Consider the following 17,116-nt stretch of genomic DNA (forward strand, 5'->3'; position numbering starts at 1 on the left):
CGCGAAAAAATAGTGCTCACCGGCCGAACGGAGACAGTCAGATGAACACCACCACCACCGGGGCGCCCGCCACCATGCGGGCCAGTGTGATGACCGGCGTAGGCACACTGAACATCGAAGACCGGCCCGTGCCGGCACCCGCGCCGCATGAGGTGCTGGTCGAGGTCGCTGCTGTCGGCGTGTGCGGCTCTGACGTGCACTACTACCGGCACGGGCGCATCGGAGACTTCGTCGTCGAGGAACCGATGATCCTCGGGCATGAACTGTCCGGGAGGATCATCGTCGTGGGCGATGGCGTCGACCCCGACCGGGTCGGTCAGCGGGTCGCTGTCGAGCCGCAGCACCCGTGCCGGCGCTGCAAGCAGTGCCTGGCCGGTCGGTACAACCTGTGCCCGGAGATGAAGTTCTACGCCACCCCGCCCGTCGACGGTGCGTTCTGCCGATATGTCACCATCGACGACGACATGGCGCACGCTGTACCGGATTCCGTGTCCGACGAGGCCGCGGCGCTGCTCGAGCCGCTCTCGGTCGCCATCGCCACGATGCGCAAGGCGCGCGTGGTTCCTGGTTCGTCGGTCCTGATCGCCGGGGCCGGGCCAATCGGCGTGATCTGTGCGCAGACCGCGCGCGCGTTCGGCGCGGCCCGCATTGTGGTCACCGATCCGGTGGCCGCACGGCGCGAGCGGGCGCTGCAGTTCGGCGCCACCGAGGTGCTCGATCCTATGGTCGTCGATGTCACCGCGATCGATCCTGTCGACGCGTTTGTCGATGCCAGCGGTGCACCGGTGGCCGTCGTGAGCGGCATCAAGGCCGTGGGCCCAGCCGGTCACGTCGTGCTGGTCGGCATGGGCGCTGACGAGTACGCGCTGCCGGTCAGCCACATCCAGAACCTGGAGATCAACGTCACCGGCGTGTTCCGCTACACCGACACCTGGCCCGCCGCAATACATCTGGCGGCCAGCGGTGCCGTCGACCTCGATGCGATGGTCACCGGCCGCTACGACCTCGAACACGTCGGCGAGGCCCTCGACGGTGACAGCGACCCCGCCAGCCTCAAGTCCATTGTCCGCCCGCAGTGAGTGACCGGCCGCGCCGCCCTGGTGACCGGTGGTAGGGCCGGCCCCCAAATGCCTACCTGGGAGCCAGCTTTCGCTGGGCGAGGGCCAACACTTCCTCGGTGGTCGGCGGGCTCGCGGGATGATGCGACAAGGACCACGGCGTCTTGATCTTGTGGAACGCTTCGCCTTCTGCCGCGACATAGAAAGTGCCGGCCCGCAGCCTGCTGATATCGGGCACCTCGCCGCCCTTGACCCGGGCGAACTCGACGGCGGTTGCGATCTGGGCCGGTGAGTTGAGGAAGCCGTAGACCTGTGTGGCGGCGTTGCTGGGAATCCCGGTGTTGATGCCCTTGGGCATCTGGGTGGCGTAGAGCAGCCCCAGTCCGTACTTGCGGGCCTGTGAGGACAGGGCCAGCGTGCTGCGAAGGCTGACGGTGGAGCGTCCCGAGGGCGCGAAGTTCTGCGCCTCGTCCATCACCAGCAGGCCCCCCAGCGGGCGGTCACCGGCGGGATGCCGCTTGATCCACGAGAACAGGGCCATCTGTAGCTGATTGACGAATGCCTGCTTCTGTTGGTCGCTGATCAGGCCGATCATGCTGATCACCGATACCCGCGCCCGATAGCCGTGCGACGGGGTCAACAACACTCCAGGGTCGGCGGATTCGCCCGCACCGCCGAACATATTGTCGTTGATCATCGCGACGCGCAGATTCGTCGCCAACTCCGCGGCCCGTTCCCGGGCGCCGGTCAGTGTGCTGGCTTCGTCAGGGAGGTCAGCCAGGACCCCGATGAACTCTTTCAAATCGCTGCCGGAGCGGCGTCCGTACCACTGCAGTGCCTCCTTGAGCACCGCTTGAGCGTGGGCGATCTTCGACTTGCTCCCGGTGATCAGTGCTCTGGGTTCCAGGGCGGCGACAGCGGATTCGACTGCTTCGTTGAACTCGTCGGGAGTGTCGACGACGCTGCCGAAATCGGGCAGTGGCTGAAAAGCCAACGGACGCCCGCTCATCCGGTTCGGTGTCCACACCACCACCTCGGTGTTGTCGAGATAGTCGTGGGCCCGCGGGGTGTCCTGCGGGTTCCAGCCCGGCGGGGTTTCCGGCCACGCCACCCCGAGCCGGGACAGGTCGTTGTTCACGTCGAGGACGATCGACGACACACCGCGCAGCGCGCATTCCTCCACGATGCGCCGCAGCAGCACCGTTTTGCCCGATCCGGAACCCGCGAAGATCGCGACATGTTTGCGCAGTGCGACAAGGTCGACAGTACGAATGACCCCGCCGATGTCGTCGACGCCGAGCGGGATGGCGGTGAGAGCGATAGGTGCCTCGAAAACCGGTGCGGTTGTGGGCTCGTCGACCGCCACGTGTTCGCCCGACTCGGGTATCGGTGGTGGTGTGTCGCCGGCCTCGTCGCCGAGCGCCTCCCGCAGCAACGCGACACCGTGCGCGGGCCTGCGGGACGCAAGCCAGGCGGGCAGATGCGGGGGATTCTCATTGATCAGGTCGCGCAGTGCGGCCATGGTGCGCACGTCGTCGTCGGACATGCGCAGGGTGCGTCCGCCCGCCGCCTCGAGTTCGGCGATCATCTCCACCATCTTCTTGCCGCTCGGCCACGCCGTATTGCGCAGGAAAAACAGCTGGCGACGCTTCGCGTCGGCGCCGAATCCTGTTGCACTCCAAGCATTTCGAATGCGACTCTGAGCTGCGACGGCGTTTGGAGCCGCGATCGCGCGAAACGCCCAGTGCCGTTCATCGTCGGTGGTGGAGTCCAGGCTCTGCCGCAGCCTGGCGTGCAGCACGGCCTTGGCGCCGGGCCCGGGGTCGACCCGGAACTCTTGCTCGCCGCCGTCGCGTTCGACGATCCAGGCGCTCAGCGCTGCCCCGAGCAGCTCGGGCACCGTGGTGTCTTCGCCCTCGGGGTCGAAGGCAGCGACGGTGACCGCCCGCCGGCGGTAATCGGCGAACCGTGCGTCCAGCGTCGCGGTTTCGTCGTCGGTCAGCACGGGCTCCGGCGGCGCTTCGTGATGCGATGACACCTGCGGGTCGGCGGTCAGGGCACGTAGCTCCTCGACGGCCCCACCGGCCAGGCACCCCCGGATGTGCGCATCGGCCCGCTTGAGTAATTGCCGCGGAGTGTAGGCAGGGGCGTCGGCGAAGGCCTCGGGCAGAATCGGCCAGCTCGGGTAGGGCGGGGCAAACCCGACAGTGGCGTAGTCGGAGGCGAACCGCCGTTCCAGGATGGCCCGACCGACCTCCGGGGTGGGCAGGCCTTGCAGCGGCGAGGTTTCCCGGAACCGGTCCTGCACCGTCGAGGTGGCGTGGCGGCGAATGCTCTCCCAGGCGGTCGGCAGGCAGGCCACGACGCCGACAGTGCGGCGCATCGTCTGCCTGATCGACATCAACCCGTGGGCGACGTGCTCGATGTCGCGGTTGTCGGTACGTTCGTTTGCCGATTCCGTACGTTCCGTGGATTGCGCCAGCAAGGTGTCGATCTGGTCGACCGCCAGTACCGAGGGGCCCGCCAATGCCACCACCCTGGAGATGTCGCGCACGACTTCCTGGGGGGTGCCCGCCGGAGCCGGCAGCCCCCACGTGGCTCGCTCACCGGCAGGGCTGTCGGTCCCGTTGAGATAGGCGTCGCCGATGTCCTGGAGGCCGAAGTCGTTCGAGCCGGACAGCACCAGGGCACGGACCATGTGCCGGCACTGCCTCATGGTTTCCCGGTCTACCTTGCTCAACGCGGTGATGAACCCGTCGAGCGTTTCGGGTGACACGTCGTCCTCACCGGCGATTGCGCGGCGGTCTGCCCGTGACACGTGCGCCAGCGACGCTAACGCCCACAGCAGATCCTTGAGCTGAGTCTCGCGGGTGCCGGGGCGTCCGAGGCTCTCCAGCATGCCTGCTCGGGCCGACTGCCAGAAGCTGGTGGCATCGAGAAGTTCGACGATGAAGAAGAAGCCGCCGCCGGTCTGCACCCGTTCCCGCACCTGACCGAGCATGTGCGTCTTACCCGAGCCGGCCGGACCGCGCAGTGCCACCCCGAGCGGGCTGACGTCGGGGTGGCGGACGGCGTCGGTGAACGCCGCCATCACCTCGCCGAGCGGGCCCTCGTTCAAGCCGGACACGTGCAGCGCGCCCTGGGGTCGCCATAGGTCGTCGGTGGTCGGTGCCCAGGTCAGACGCAGCGCACCGAGCGCTTCGCGGTGTACCGGATCCATCACTGCTCGATCGCGATGAGGTGCTTGTCCTGATCACCGATCGCCACCGCGGCCGATCTGTCATCGCCGGTGAGTACCTTCTGGTTCTCCTCGGGGATCAGGTGGACGCCGGGCAGGCGATACATGTGCCGCAGTGCGGCGTCCAGCTCCATCGGGGCGAGCTGGGGGATCTCGGCACGTAGGCGTACCAGCGCAACCCACCCCCCGGGTCGCTGTGCCAGGCGGGCGTACGCTTCGCGCACCAACTGTTCGGCATCGGCGACCGGTGACGATGCGGGGGCATCTTGCGGCCCGGTGGCCGGCGGTGCGGCGAAGACTTCCGACAGCGGCACGTCGGACCCCGAGAGGTAACGGGCCAGGCCGCGCAGCACGGTGTAGAGCGCCTTACCCTGGCCGGAGGACGACGCCGGAGCGTCACTGCCGATGATGCGGCGACACGTGGCCCAGCCGTCGTCGGTCAGTTCGTGCACCCAGCTCCGCCCAGACCGGCTGGATTCCACCAGACCCTTCTCGTTGAGCTTCACCCTGCTGTCCTTGTCAAGCCTGGGGCCCAGCTTCTCGAGCTCAGGGTTGGGCACCGCCCGGCATTCGGCCATGAGCACCAGCAGCACCGCCTGCTGGACCCCGGTCAGCTCATCCCGATTGGTCTTCACTGCGTATTCCCTTCAGCTCGTCTGACCGCCAGCATCCGTTCGATCATGCCAACCACCCGTGACACATCCGCGGCTACCTCGTCGTTGGTGAACCGCAACACCGTGAAGCCGTCCAGTACCAAGGTGTTGTCGCGCCACCGGTCGGCGGCGTACTTCAGTGCGCCACGATGGTCCGGTCCGTCGATCTCGACAACGCACCGTGCCTGTGGCCACAGTAGGTCGACGCGGATGGGCCGAGCCAGCGAATGCGGCTGATAGACCTGGTTCCAGGTGCGTTCGGCCGCCCAGCCGCACCGCGCCAAGGCCTTTTCGAGGGCCTGCTCGGCGGCGCTGGCGGGGTGTGGGAGCCCGAGCAACGGCGGAAACTCGACGCGGTCGTCGGCATCGGCGGTCACTGGGCGGCACCCGCCGGGCAGCGTGACGGTGGGGAAGCGGTCCACCGATGCCATGGCGCCGGCGAGAAGCCACACTCCAAAGCCCCCGTGAGTGGTAAGCCACTTCAGTGCTGTCGCACAGGACGCCTCATCGACGTCCTCGTCGGCCGACGCGTCGATCAGTACGGCGACATCGTCCGTGCCATATGCGGCGCACAGTGCGCGTCGCAGTCCCCGCGCCTGTAGTTCCGGGTCGTGGCGCTCGCGCATGGGCCGGCCCAGCAGCGCAGCCTCGGCCAGGTCGGCGAGGAAAGGACCGAAATGTTCGCTGGCGGCGGCGTGCCTGCGCGCCAGCGCGCGGACCACCCGACAGTCGAGGTCACTGGTGTGCAACATGTCAGCATCGGGAAGCCAGGACGGAAATAGCTGGCACGCAACGGTTTCCAGATGGTCGAGGAGACTGTCGACGACGACGCGGGCAGCGCCGGGGCGCAGCCGGCAGTGGATCACCACCGGTGCTCCGGCCGGGAGTGGATCGAGCGCAACCGCGAGTTCCTCTGCGGTTGGCCCGGCCAATCGCACGACTTGACCACGAGGTATCGCAGCCCAGGGAATCGGGGCGGCAGGCCTCACGCGGTCGGAGCGCTCAGCGGCCGCTGTGGATCCGCCAGGTGTTGCGGATCGACTTGGGTTCCCGACCGGATCAAGGTCTTGATGTCGTCGAGCACGTCCCACACGTTCACGTTCATGCCGGCCAGGACGCGGTTGTCGGTGGAGAGCCAGAAGGCGACGAACTCAAGCTTGGCGACGTTCCCGCGGAACACCACCTGCTCGTACGCGGGGGCGTATCCGACGTACTCCATGCCAAGGTTGTACTGGTCAGTGAAGAAGTACGGCAGTTCGGTGTATTCGGTGGGTTTGCCGAGCATGCCGGCCACGGCGGTAGCAGGTTGCTTGAGTGCGTTGGCCCAATGTTCGGTCCGGATCCGCGCGTCGAACACCGGGTTTTGAGCGGCGGCGATATCGCCGACGGCGTAGATGTCAGGATCGCTGCTGCGCAGGGTCGCATCGACCTGCACGCCGCCGTCGGCGATGGTCAGGCCTGCTTCTTCGGCCAACGTGATGTTGGGCGCCGCGCCGACCGCGACCAGCACCGCGTCGGCCGGCACGGTCGACCCGTCGCCCAGTTTCAGGCCGGTCGCGCGGCCGTCGGCGACCGTGATCTCCTGCACCGTTTCGTTCAGCCGCAGGTCGACACCGTGGTCGCGGTGCAGCTGGGCGAACACCTCGCCGACCTCGGCGCCGAGCGAGCCCAGCAGCGGCAGCTCCGCGGACTCGACGACGGTGACGTTCACGCCGCGTTCGCGGGCGCCCGCGGCGACCTCGAGGCCGATCCATCCCGCGCCGACGATCGCGAGCGAAGCCCCCTCGGTCAGCGTGTCGCGTAGGGCCGCAGCGTCGTCGACGGTGCGCAGATAGTGCACGCCAGCCGTGTCGCCGCCGGGGATCGGCGGGCGTCGCGCGGCCGATCCGGTGGCGAGCAGGAGCTTGTCGTAGCCGACGGTGCTGTCGTCGGGCAGGGTGACGGTGTGGTCGCCGGGGTTGACGGCGGTCACCGTCGTGCCCACCCGCAGGTCGATGTGGTGGTCGCGGTACCAGTCGGCGGGGTCGACGGTGAAATCTGCGAGGGCCTTTTTGCCGGCCAGATACTCCTTGGACAGCGGTGGGCGTTCGTAGGGTAGATGATCCTCGGCGGCGAAAAGTATGACCTTTCCGCCAAAGTCATTGTCCCGCAGCGCTTCAGCGGCTTTAGCGCCAGCCAAGCCACCGCCGACGATCACGAAAGTGGATGACTGGGACGTGGATTGGGTCATGCCAACTCAGCGTACTCGCGCCGAGGGCAACCGCTTGAGCGTTCGGGCATTGCACACTGCATGACCCTCGAGGTCGGGTAGGAACCGGCGTACAGCTCATCACGACATACGCCGCGTCGTACCGCTGCAGTAGCTCATAGACCGCCAGCACGCCGGTCCAATGGTCGTATGACCAGCCCGACGTGCCGATCCGGATCATTCCTTCTCGTTAAGGGATGTCCGTGTACTGCGGAGTGAACGTTTCGCCCGAGAACGTGAATCCTTTGCCGGTCAGTTCGCGCACGCACGATATGCCGGAGGATTCCTGCACATTGCACCGAAATCCCGCTACCGCAAGCACTTTGCCGAAGGGCAGTGTCTTTGCGTCGTCCACGGAGAACTCGGGTTCGGTCAGCGCGATGAATCCGGCGTCGTGGTCGCGGTCGACGGCGATCGCGTTGGGTGTAGTGGTGCCGCCGCTGCCGTCGGGCACCGCGGTGGGGGCGCCGCTGACGGCGATGGTCGACAACCCGTTCGCGGACTGGCAGCCCGCCTTGTCACGGGGCAGGATTGCGCATCGCCAGCGTCCGCTCGGGGTGCTGAAGTAGTACCCGGTGCGACCGTCCACCTCGGTGGCGTAGGCGGAGCCGTCGACGAGGTTCGCGGTGCTGTACTGCGGCACGGCTGTCGACGTGGTCGTAGGGATCTGCGGGGGTGCGTCACCGGTGTTGACAACCGTGCCGGAGGAACATCCGACCAATGCTGCAGCTGCCGCGGTCAGGACTGCACAACGCCTCACGACGCGCAACCATAGCCCGCGGACTGAAGGTTTCTCATCCCGTCACGCGCATGTCGCCGGCGAAACGGTGGCGGCGGCCAAGCGGCCGGCCGGATCACTGCCCGTCGGTCAGCTCGGCACGCAGGCCGGTATCCAGCGATACCCGGATCAGTGCCGCGGCGAGTTTCGCAGTATCGTGCGGCACCAGCCGACCCAGTTCCTCCGACGTGTCGGGTAGTCCGAGGTTGGCTGCGGCCGCGCGCGCCCGGTCGTCGAAGTACGGCCGGGCCCACGGCCAGGTGTCCTGTACCTCCCGCAGGAAGATGTCGGCGCCGGTGTCTCCGATTCCTTTGAACCGCATCAGCAATCGCTTGGCCTCGGTGGTGTCCTGCCCGCTCTGCTCGGCGAGGCGGCGCAGATCGCCGCCATAGTCGTCAGACACCGCCGTCGCGATCGCCGACATGCGCGTCGCGGAGCTTTCGTCGTAGCGCGCGTAGTGGGCCCGTCCGAAGGCGTCGATCATCGTCTGCCGGTCGCAGTCAAGAACGGCCTGCGGTGTGCGCAGCCCACAGCGGAACAGTTCGCGGGCCGCCTGCGTCGCGATCCCGGCGTCGATCGGTTTACTCGCGAGCATGCACATCGTCAGCAGCTCGAACAGTGGCATCGGCTTGTCCCGCAGGTGAATCCCGGCTTGTTCGGCGTATGTCGTCCCGGCGGTGTCCAGCAGACGCCGGACCAGATCGTCGTTGGCCATACTGGTCGCGTACCCGCCGGTGCGCTTCGGAAACCGGGTATTACTTGGGCATTACGCCGCAGCCGCCGCGAACTGCTCGGCCGGCTCGAGCGCCTGCGCGATGATGTCGGCCACGTCGGTCATCGGCTTGACCTCCAGTGCCTCGAGCACCTCGGCGGGCACCTCATCGAGATCGGGCTCGTTGCGTTGCGGGATGAAGACCGTCTTCAGCCCCGCCCGTTGTGCCGCAAGCAGTTTCTGCTTGACGCCGCCGATGGGCAACACGCGGCCGTTCAGAGTGACCTCACCGGTCATGCCGACATCGCCGCGGACCTGCCGCCCGGTTGCCATCGACACCAGAGCAGTCACCATCGTGACACCCGCCGACGGGCCGTCCTTGGGCACCGCCCCGGCGGGTACGTGGACGTGAATCTGCCGGTTGAGCGCCTTGGGGTCGACGCCCAACTGCTCGGCGTGCGCACGCACGTAGGACAGTGCGATCTGCGCTGATTCCTTCATCACGTCACCCAGCTGACCGGTCAGCTTCAGCCCTGGCTCGCCATCGTTGGCGTTCGCCTCGATGTAGAGCACGTCGCCACCCAGACCTGTGACGGCCAGACCGGTCGCCACCCCCGGCACCGCGGTGCGCTCGGTGGATTCCGGCGTGAACCGCGGACGGCCCAGGTACTCGACCAGATCCGGCTCGTCGATCACGATCGGGGCCTCGGCCGAGTCCCTGCGGGAAAGCACCGTCGTGACCTTGCGCAGTGCCTTGGCCAGCAGCCGCTCGAATTGCCGCACACCCGGCTCTCGGGTGTAGTCCGCGGCGATCTTGCGCAAAGCTGCGTCAGTGACCGTAACCTCATCGGCCGTCAGTGCCGCGCGCTCGGCCTGCCGGGGCAACAGATAGTCCCGTGCGATGGCGACCTTGTCGTCCTCGGTGTAGCCGTCGAGCTGGATCAGCTCCATCCGGTCCAGCAGCGCCGACGGGATGTTTTCGATGACGTTGGCGGTCGCCAGGAAGACGACGTCGGACAGGTCCAGATCCAGCTCCAGGTAGTGGTCGCGGAACGTGTGGTTCTGCGCGGGGTCAAGCACCTCCAGCAGCGCGGCCGACGGGTCGCCGCGGTAGTCGGAGCCCACCTTGTCGATCTCGTCCAGCAGCACAACAGGATTCATCGAGCCGGCCTCGCCGATGGCCCGCACGATACGGCCCGGCAGCGCGCCGACATAGGTACGCCGGTGTCCACGGATCTCGGCTTCGTCGCGCACGCCGCCCAGGGCGACGCGCACGAACTTGCGGCCCAATGCGCGAGCGACGGACTCACCCAGGGACGTCTTGCCGACGCCCGGAGGACCGGCCAGCACCATTACGGCACCGGACCCCCGTCCGCCGACGACGGCCATGCCGCGCTGGGTGCGTCGCGCTCGCACGGCCAGGTATTCGATGATGCGGTCCTTAACGTCGTCCAGCCCGTGGTGGTCGGCGTCGAGAATCTCTCGGGCACCCTTGAGGTCCGTCGAATCCTCGGTCTTGACGTTCCACGGCAGCTCCAGCACAGTGTCCAGCCAGGTGCGAATCCAGCCGCCCTCTGGGCTCTGCTCGCTGGACCGTTCCAGCTTGCCGACCTCGCGCAGCGCGGCTTCGCGCACCTTCTCCGGCAGATCGGCGGCTTCGACGCGCGCCCGGTAGTCGTCGACGGAACCGGCGTCGTGTTCATCCGATTCACCCAGCTCCTTGCGGATGGCGGCCAGCTGCTGGCGCAGCAGGAATTCCTTCTGCTGCTTGTCCATCCCGGCCCGGACATCCTCGGCGATCTTGTCGTTGAGTTCGACCTCGGCAAGGTGTTCGCCGGTCCAGTCGATCAGTACACGCAGCCGTTCGGCCACGTCGGCGGTCTCCAACAGCTGACGCTTCTGGACGTCGGTCAGGTACGACGCGTAGCCGGCGGTGTCCGCCAGGGCGGATGGGTCGGTGATCTTGTTGACCACGTCGACAATCTGCCACGCCTCGCGGCGCTGCAGCATAGCCAGCAGCAGCTTCTTGTATTCGGCGGCCAGCGCCTTGGTCTCGTCGGTGGCCTCGGGCTCAGGCGCCTCATCCACCTCGACCCACAGGGTGGTACCGGGTCCGGTGGTGCCGGGCCCGATGTGAGCGCGCCGCTCGCCACGGACGACGGCGCCGGCACCGCCACCGGGCATGCGGCCAACCTGCACGATCGACGCGATCACGCCATGGGTGGGGTAGCGGTCATCCAGGCGTGGCGCGATCAGCAGTTTGCCGGACTCTCCGGTCGGAGCTGCAGCTTGTGCTGCTTCGATAGCCGCGCGCGCAGCGTCGTCGAGCTCGATCGGCACCACCATGCCAGGCAGCAGGATCGGTTCTTCGACGAACAACACCGGCACAGAAATTGGTTCGGACATCAAACCTCCAAAGTTCAGTCTGATGCACTCAACCCTGTCAGGCGCTGGTTTGTTCCCGGAGATGAATTCGGCCCTGCCGGAGCCTGCCTTTGCGGCCGCAGGAGTGGGTCAGGTGTAGGCGACGTGGACGCGCTGGATGTGGCCTTCGAACGGGAACGGTGCGCGTTCGCGGTAGTCGAGCGATACCGGCGAACCCAGGCAGGTGCCGATGTCGAGGCAGTCGTTGGCCGTGAACAGCAGCGGTGCACTGATCGGTACCTGACCGCTCGCAATCATTTCACCGTTGCGCGCGATGCTGATGTTCAGTGGGCCGGCTGGGCGCGGTTCGGCATATTGCGTCGTGACGGTGAGAGTGGCACGTCCCGGTGGCACCTTTTCGGCTGAGCGGATCTTGGTGCGCGACAGGATGAACAGGTTGTACTCGTAGCAGAGGTAGCCGTCGTCGAGATAGAGAGTCAGCCCGCCTGCCGCGGCGCCGAGGGCGTAGAGCACTCCGTTGGCGGCGGCGGGGATGTCGACATCGATGGTGACGACGTTGTTCTTGTTGCCCAGTGCCGGTGCGCAGAACTCCGGCATGCGTACCGTGTCGCCGGAGAACTCCCACTGCTGATACGGGGGAGCGATGCGCAGCTCGGGGTGATAGACGGGTACCCACAAGCCGCCACCGATGGGCAACACCGCATTACGGGCGGCTTCGACGATGAACATCTCCCGCAGCTGGGCGAGTTTCTCGGGTATCTGGTCGGCGAGATCATTGGCCTGTGACCAGTCCTCGTCGAGGTGGTATAGCTCCCACTGGTCGTTGTCGGGGGTCCAGGTGGCGATGCCTTCAGGCATTCCGGGTAGCCACGGGAGCCGCGGGCCGCGGGCGCAGGCCATCCAGCCGTCGTGGTAGATGGCGCGGCTGCCCATGATTTCGAAGTACTGGGTCTTCTTGCCGCCGGGCGCGTTTCGGTCGCCGAGCGTCCGGGCGAAACTTGCTCCTGCGAGCGGCATCTGCGGCTCGCCGTTGACCACCTGCGGAGTCTCGATACCGACGATGTCGTAGATGGTTGGCACTACGTCGTTGCAGTGCAAGAACACGTCGCGAGGCGTGGGCTCGGCGGTGATCTTTCGCGGCCAGCGCACTGCCATGGGATTGCGTGTACCGCCCAGATGTGATGCGAGCAGCTTCATGCCTTTGTACGGCGTGCTACCGGCCCACGCCCACGCGGCGTGGTACTGGTTGTCGACGAGTGGGGAGCCGAGGCAGTCAAGGCCGCCGAGTTCATCGAGGGCATCGATGTGCTGGCGTACGGTAGTGGGAATGCCGTTCTGCGCCAACAGTTCTGCGATCGTGCCATTCTGGCCTTCGCCAGAGGAGCCGTTGTCGCCCCAGATGTAGAAGAACAACGTGTTCTCGGCGTAGCCCAGTGATTCGAGCTCGTCGGTGATGCGGCCGACCTGGACGTCGACATGTTCGGCATAGCCGGCCGCGACTTCCATCAGGCGACGCTGGAATGGCTTCTCGTCGTCGGGGATATCGTCCCAACCGGCGAGGGATTCGTCCCTGGGCGTCAACTCGCAGTCCTGCGGAATCCAGCCCTTGTCCTTCGCACGTTCGAATACCCGCTGCCGGTATGCGTCCCAGCCGTCGTCGAACTTGCCGGCGTATTTGTCCGCCCATTCCTTCATGATGTGGTGCGGGCCGTGGAGACACCCGCTGGCCCAATACATGAAGAATGGCTTGTCGGCGTTGAACGCCTTGTGTCGGCGCAGCCAGGAGATGGCATCGTCGGCCAGATCCTCGGACAGGTGGTAGCCCTGTTCCGGAGTTCTGGGTGGCGGGACCACAGTGGTGTTCCGCACCAGGTTCGGCTCATACTGCGAAGCCTCACCGGCCAGAAAACCGTAGAAGTATTCGAAGCCCAGACCAGTGGGCCAGTTGTCGAACGGCCCGGCGGCGGTGGTTTCCTCGGCCGGGGTGTTGTGCCACTTGCCGAAGGCCGATGTCGCGTAGCCGTATTGCTTGAGCACCTCGGCAACTGTGGCGCTCGATCGCGGGATCTTGCCGGCATACCCGTCCCAGTCGTTGGCAAGTTCGGCGATCTGACCGTTGCCGATCGCGTGGTGATTGCGGCCGGTGAGCAAGGAGGCCCGGGTCGGCGAGCACATCGCCGTGGTGTGAAACCTGTTGTAAGACACACCTTCAGCACAGATACGGTCGAGCGTGGCAGTGGTCACCTCACCACCGAATGTCGACGGTAAGCCGGGTCCGGCGTCGTCGATGAGGACGATGACGATGTTGGGCGAGTCATCGTGCAGGCGCTGCGGTACCGTCCGCGGGCTGTACGTCGACTCCTGCAACGTCCGGCCGGCGATGCTGCCCGACGGCACTGGGGCGAAAGGCAATACGCCACCGCCCGGCAGGACGGGCGCCACCAACCGATCACTCTGCACGTTCGACACCGTGTTCCTTTCTTCGGTTTGGCACGTCACCCAGGCCCGGCCATCCACTGTGCAGCAAACCCCTACCTGCCGTCTTGACATTCCGGGACGAATCTTTGACATTGTGGGACATGGCAGTGATTCGAGGGACTGCGCTCACGGATTTTCACCAGCTTGTTGCCGAACTCGGCGGAGACAGTCGCGCATTGGTGGCTGCCGCCCACATCCCCTACGACGACATCGGTCGTCACGACCGGTTCATTTCCCTTCCGAATGGGGCCCGGATGCTCGAAGATGCCGCCGTTGCACTCGAGATCCCCGACTTCGGCCAGCGGCTGGCTCTGCGCCAGGGCATCGAGATCCTCGGTCCGGTGGGGCTGGCGGGGCGCAACGCCGCCACGGTGGCCGACGCCTTTCTGATTTTCGACAAGTTCATGGCCGCCTACAGTCCGTCGATCAGCGCACGGGTGACCGCACACCTCGACCCAGAACTGCGCCGTTTCGAGTTCGAATATCTCCTCGATCCAGCGCCGCCGCAGGCCCAGGCCATCGAGCTGTCGTTGGGCGTCACCCTGCGGGTGCTGCGTCTGTTCCTCGGCGCTGGCTACCGGCCGGTCGCCGTGCACCTGCCCCATGCTGGGCTGACTCCGCCCGATGAGTATGAACGCTACTTCGGCTGTCCGCCAACATTTTCCGAATCGATTGCCGGCTTCACGCTGCGCACGATCGATCTGCAACGGCCGCTGCCCACCGACCAACTTGCCCATCAGACGGCGGTCGACTACCTCGGCCGCGTCATCGGTGAGTTCAGTCCTGCAACTGGACCGTTGGTGCGCACCCTGGTGCGTCAACTACTGCCGACCGGTGCTGTCGGGCTGACCGACATCGCCCGTCACATCGGTGTGCACCCCAAGACCCTGCAACGCCGGTTGGCGGCCGAGAACGTCACGTTCGGCGGACTGGTCGACCAAGCCCGCCGCGAAGCGGCGCAACGTCTATTGCTCGATACTGACCTGAGCCTCGATCAACTCTGCCGGCAACTCGGTTACGCCGAGCAAAGTGTGCTCACCCGCGCCTGCAAGCGGTGGTTCGGTATGACGCCGACGTCTTACCGCAACACCCGTATCGATCCGGTGCCGCGGATCTGACGAGTAGAGATCACGCTGCAACAGATCGCCGGTACGGCGATATCGATAGGGTTGAAGCGCAAGGTGACTCATGATGATCGCCCTCGACATCGGTGACCTTGTGCTCTTCTCGAGTGTTGTCAGCAGGGGGCACGATGACGGCAGTATCACACCCCGACATCGAGGAGCGCATGATGCTCGATTGCAATTTGGATCAAAAGAACTCGATCGTCCTCGTGCGTCCCGACGCGGCGCTCGACAAGGACGATTTCGTCAAATTGGCACAGGTGGTCGATCCGCAGATCGAGGCCCACGGCGATCTGGCCGGCCTGATCATCGATGCGCCGCGCTTCCCGGGGTGGGACAGCCTGGGCGCGATGGTGACCCATATCCGTTTTGTACGTGATCATCACAAGCATGTGAAGAAGATCGCGGTTGTCACCGATTCGCACCTCGGTGATCTCGCCGAACATCTGGCCGCGCATTTCATCTCAGCCGAGATCCGACAGTTCCCCGGCGGGCATCTCGAACAAGCCCGAGCGTGGATCAGCGGCGGCTCGTAGCACCCTGGTAGTCCCGCCGCGGCGGCCTATCGGGGAGATTGCGTGGGTTGTCAAGGGTGCGGACATTTTTCGTAAGCGGTGATGAGTTCTTGCTCGGCGGGTGGGGAGTGGTAGACGAGGGTGTCGCGGTCGGTGCAGCCGCCGACGGTGATGGCGACGGGTGCGGTGGCGCGTCCGTCGCCGGTGATGTGACCTTGGATTTGGTCGCTACTGGTGTAGAGCACCGGTGCGGGGAGTTCGCGCAGGAGCGGTAGGTGCTGTCGCGCGAGTGTGATGGCCTCGGTGGGATCGTGGGAACGGGTTTGCGCGGCGATCCACACCGGTGCAGCGACACGGCCGTTGATGGTCAGTTGGTTGGTGTGGGGGATAGTTTGGTCGGCGTTGACCCGTCGCCACAGGTCGAGTTCGGCGGCGCTGGGATAGCGCCGCGAGGTCTTGATATCGGCGGGATGCTGGCTGCCGGTGCTGATGGTCCAGGTGAGTCCGGCCAGTTGAGGGAACTGCTTGGCCAGGGTCGCGGCGGCGCTGGCGGCGTCCGTGTAGTCAGCGTCGTCGGGCAGTTGGATCTTGGCGATGTTGGATTGCCCTGCATCACGGATGGGGATTGGTTGCCAGGGTGGGCAATGGTGGCACGTAGTTGGACGGTGGCGGCAGGGAATTGGTGGCGCAGAGCGACCCAGTCGCGTGCCTGGGCGATGATCTGCTGGTCGTTCACGATAGGCAGTTCGCCGCCGTCGATCGCGAAGAGGTTCCAGCCGTCGATGACGTCAAGCTCTGACCGGTAGCCCGTGTAGTCGACCAGGTGCAGGTCTTGCAGGTAGCGATCGGCCACGGCGGCCAGTTGGGCCACGGTGATGCCCTGGGCGGGTTCCGCGGTGATGGTGAATGACACCCATCCTTGAGCTGGACGGTCGGTTACTCGGCTGTTCACTGTGCGAACTCCGGGCATGCGGGCGAGGATGTTCGCCAGACGGGTGACATGAGGTCGCCGGTCAGGAGGTGCGGCCTGACAGGCGTTCACGAGCGCCGCCAGCACCATGGCCGTGGCGGCCAGGCGCGTCGCGGTGCGGTATCCCCAGCGCCATCGAGGGTGGTGGAAGTGGGGGCGCTGGGTGGTCACGCCGGCGGGATTCTGGAGACGAACCGCACAAACGGTAGGTGCCTTCCGACGGTCTGGAAGTCAGCCGCAGAACCATCGACGGAGAAGCCCAGCACGCGTGGGATCAAATGGCTTGCGGCGAATCGGTGCCGCATCGCATGTCGGGTGATCTTCACTGTGGCTGTCCCTCCGCATTCCATCCCGCTGCCGGGGGTCGGACTATATACGCCTACGATTATCAGACAGTGCAATGATCGTATTATGCAACAATGTAGAGAATGCCGGTCGAGGTGATCGGTGATCGATTGGTGCCGGCCCGCAGCTCTGGACCGACACCCACCCGTGCGTGGACCGATGAGCGCTTGGTCCACGCCGGTGCCTGAATGTGTCGCGCTGCGACGCACGGGGTTTGGCGCACTTTTGGGCGCTCTCACGTTCCTCGTCTTCGGCTGCAGCACTGCGGAATCGCCTCACGTCGGCACTGCGGTGTCCCAATCATCGTCGGGAGTGTCGATCAATCCCTATCGCGCCGCTGATCTCGTGTTGCTGATCGCTGAGGCCGGGCTGTCGGTGCCCGATCAGCGTGACGTCACCGCACACGATTGCCCGCTGATCGGATGTGTCGACAAGATCGATTCCGACACGGTGTCCGTGAGTACGTTCCCGACTACCGGTGCAGCCGAAACATATGCAGGATCAACGAATCACCGGTTCCTCATCGCCAACGTCGTGATGGAATTCGGGCCGAGTATGGACCCTGACACTCAGCATGCCTACGAAGCGGTCGTCACCCGCGCCGTCCAATAG

14 protein-coding genes and 1 pseudogene are annotated in these 17,116 nt (G+C 65.9%); 4 read left to right on the plus strand and 11 right to left on the minus strand.

Going from position 1 to position 17,116, the window contains the following annotated elements:
- Positions 1-41: 41 nt before the first annotated feature.
- On the plus strand, positions 42-1,079 hold the full coding sequence (locus B133_RS0105985) for an NAD(P)-dependent alcohol dehydrogenase (protein ID WP_018599814.1): 1,038 nt from the start codon (positions 42-44) through the stop codon (positions 1,077-1,079).
- Between the two features lie 52 nt (positions 1,080-1,131).
- On the opposite strand, the gene B133_RS0105990 is transcribed toward B133_RS0105985, so the two are convergent.
- The 8 genes from B133_RS0105990 to B133_RS0106025 all read right to left on the minus strand — a co-directional run bounded on the left by B133_RS0105990 (position 1,132) and on the right by B133_RS0106025 (position 13,541).
- Positions 1,132-4,278, minus strand: a complete 3,147-nt coding sequence (locus B133_RS0105990; protein ID WP_026256030.1) for a helicase HerA domain-containing protein — start codon at positions 4,276-4,278, stop codon at positions 1,132-1,134.
- On the minus strand, positions 4,278-4,931 hold the full coding sequence (locus B133_RS0105995; RefSeq protein WP_018599816.1) for a hypothetical protein: 654 nt from the start codon (positions 4,929-4,931) through the stop codon (positions 4,278-4,280). The genes B133_RS0105990 and B133_RS0105995 overlap by 1 nt, the downstream gene beginning before the upstream one ends.
- Complete coding sequence (locus tag B133_RS0106000; protein ID WP_018599817.1) at positions 4,928-5,887, minus strand: endonuclease domain-containing protein; 960 nt, start codon at positions 5,885-5,887, stop codon at positions 4,928-4,930. Before B133_RS0106000 ends, B133_RS0105995 begins: the two co-directional genes overlap by 4 nt.
- A gap of 47 nt (positions 5,888-5,934) precedes the next feature.
- Positions 5,935-7,179 carry an NAD(P)/FAD-dependent oxidoreductase gene (locus tag B133_RS0106005; RefSeq protein WP_018599818.1) on the minus strand — a complete coding sequence of 415 codons (1,245 nt, stop codon included), beginning with the start codon at positions 7,177-7,179 and terminating at the stop codon, positions 5,935-5,937.
- 208 nt (positions 7,180-7,387) lie between these two features.
- Positions 7,388-7,957, minus strand: coding sequence for a hypothetical protein (locus B133_RS0106010; RefSeq protein ID WP_026256031.1), 570 nt, complete (start codon positions 7,955-7,957; stop codon positions 7,388-7,390).
- A 94-nt stretch (positions 7,958-8,051) separates the two neighbouring features.
- Complete coding sequence (locus tag B133_RS0106015) at positions 8,052-8,690, minus strand: hypothetical protein (protein WP_018599820.1); 639 nt, start codon at positions 8,688-8,690, stop codon at positions 8,052-8,054.
- Positions 8,691-8,741: 51 nt separating this feature from the next.
- Positions 8,742-11,093: an endopeptidase La gene (lon, locus tag B133_RS0106020; RefSeq protein WP_026256032.1), complete on the minus strand. Its 2,352-nt coding sequence runs from the start codon at positions 11,091-11,093 to the stop codon at positions 8,742-8,744.
- Between the two features lie 108 nt (positions 11,094-11,201).
- Complete coding sequence (locus tag B133_RS0106025; protein WP_018599822.1) at positions 11,202-13,541, minus strand: arylsulfatase; 2,340 nt, start codon at positions 13,539-13,541, stop codon at positions 11,202-11,204.
- Between the two features lie 110 nt (positions 13,542-13,651).
- Here B133_RS0106025 and B133_RS0106030 point away from each other — a divergent pair, with 110 nt between their 5' ends.
- A complete protein-coding gene (locus B133_RS0106030; RefSeq protein ID WP_018599823.1) occupies positions 13,652-14,668 on the plus strand; it encodes an AraC family transcriptional regulator in 1,017 nt (338 codons plus the stop codon).
- 193 nt (positions 14,669-14,861) lie between these two features.
- Here the strand turns inward: B133_RS0106030 and B133_RS25275 are convergent.
- Positions 14,862-14,999, minus strand: a pseudogene (locus tag B133_RS25275) (hypothetical protein); the annotation flags it as partial.
- Between B133_RS25275 and B133_RS0106035 the strand changes: the two are divergent.
- Entirely contained in the window at positions 14,935-15,210 is a 276-nt protein-coding gene (locus tag B133_RS0106035) for an STAS/SEC14 domain-containing protein (RefSeq protein ID WP_369751483.1), read from the plus strand. The pseudogene B133_RS25275 and the gene B133_RS0106035 sit on opposite strands and share 65 nt — an antisense overlap.
- A gap of 50 nt (positions 15,211-15,260) precedes the next feature.
- Here the strand turns inward: B133_RS0106035 and B133_RS0106040 are convergent, their stop codons facing one another.
- Positions 15,261-15,530 carry a hypothetical protein gene (locus B133_RS0106040; protein WP_018599825.1) on the minus strand — a complete coding sequence of 90 codons (270 nt, stop codon included), beginning with the start codon at positions 15,528-15,530 and terminating at the stop codon, positions 15,261-15,263.
- 26 nt (positions 15,531-15,556) lie between these two features.
- Positions 15,557-16,330: a hypothetical protein gene (locus tag B133_RS24295; RefSeq protein ID WP_157625791.1), complete on the minus strand. Its 774-nt coding sequence runs from the start codon at positions 16,328-16,330 to the stop codon at positions 15,557-15,559.
- A 486-nt stretch (positions 16,331-16,816) separates the two neighbouring features.
- On the opposite strand from B133_RS24295, the gene B133_RS23275 reads away from it, so the two are divergent.
- A complete protein-coding gene (locus B133_RS23275; protein WP_026256035.1) occupies positions 16,817-17,116 on the plus strand; it encodes a hypothetical protein in 300 nt (99 codons plus the stop codon).

The organism is Mycobacterium sp. 155 (genome assembly GCF_000373905.1).
GTDB lineage: Bacteria > Actinomycetota > Actinomycetes > Mycobacteriales > Mycobacteriaceae > Mycobacterium.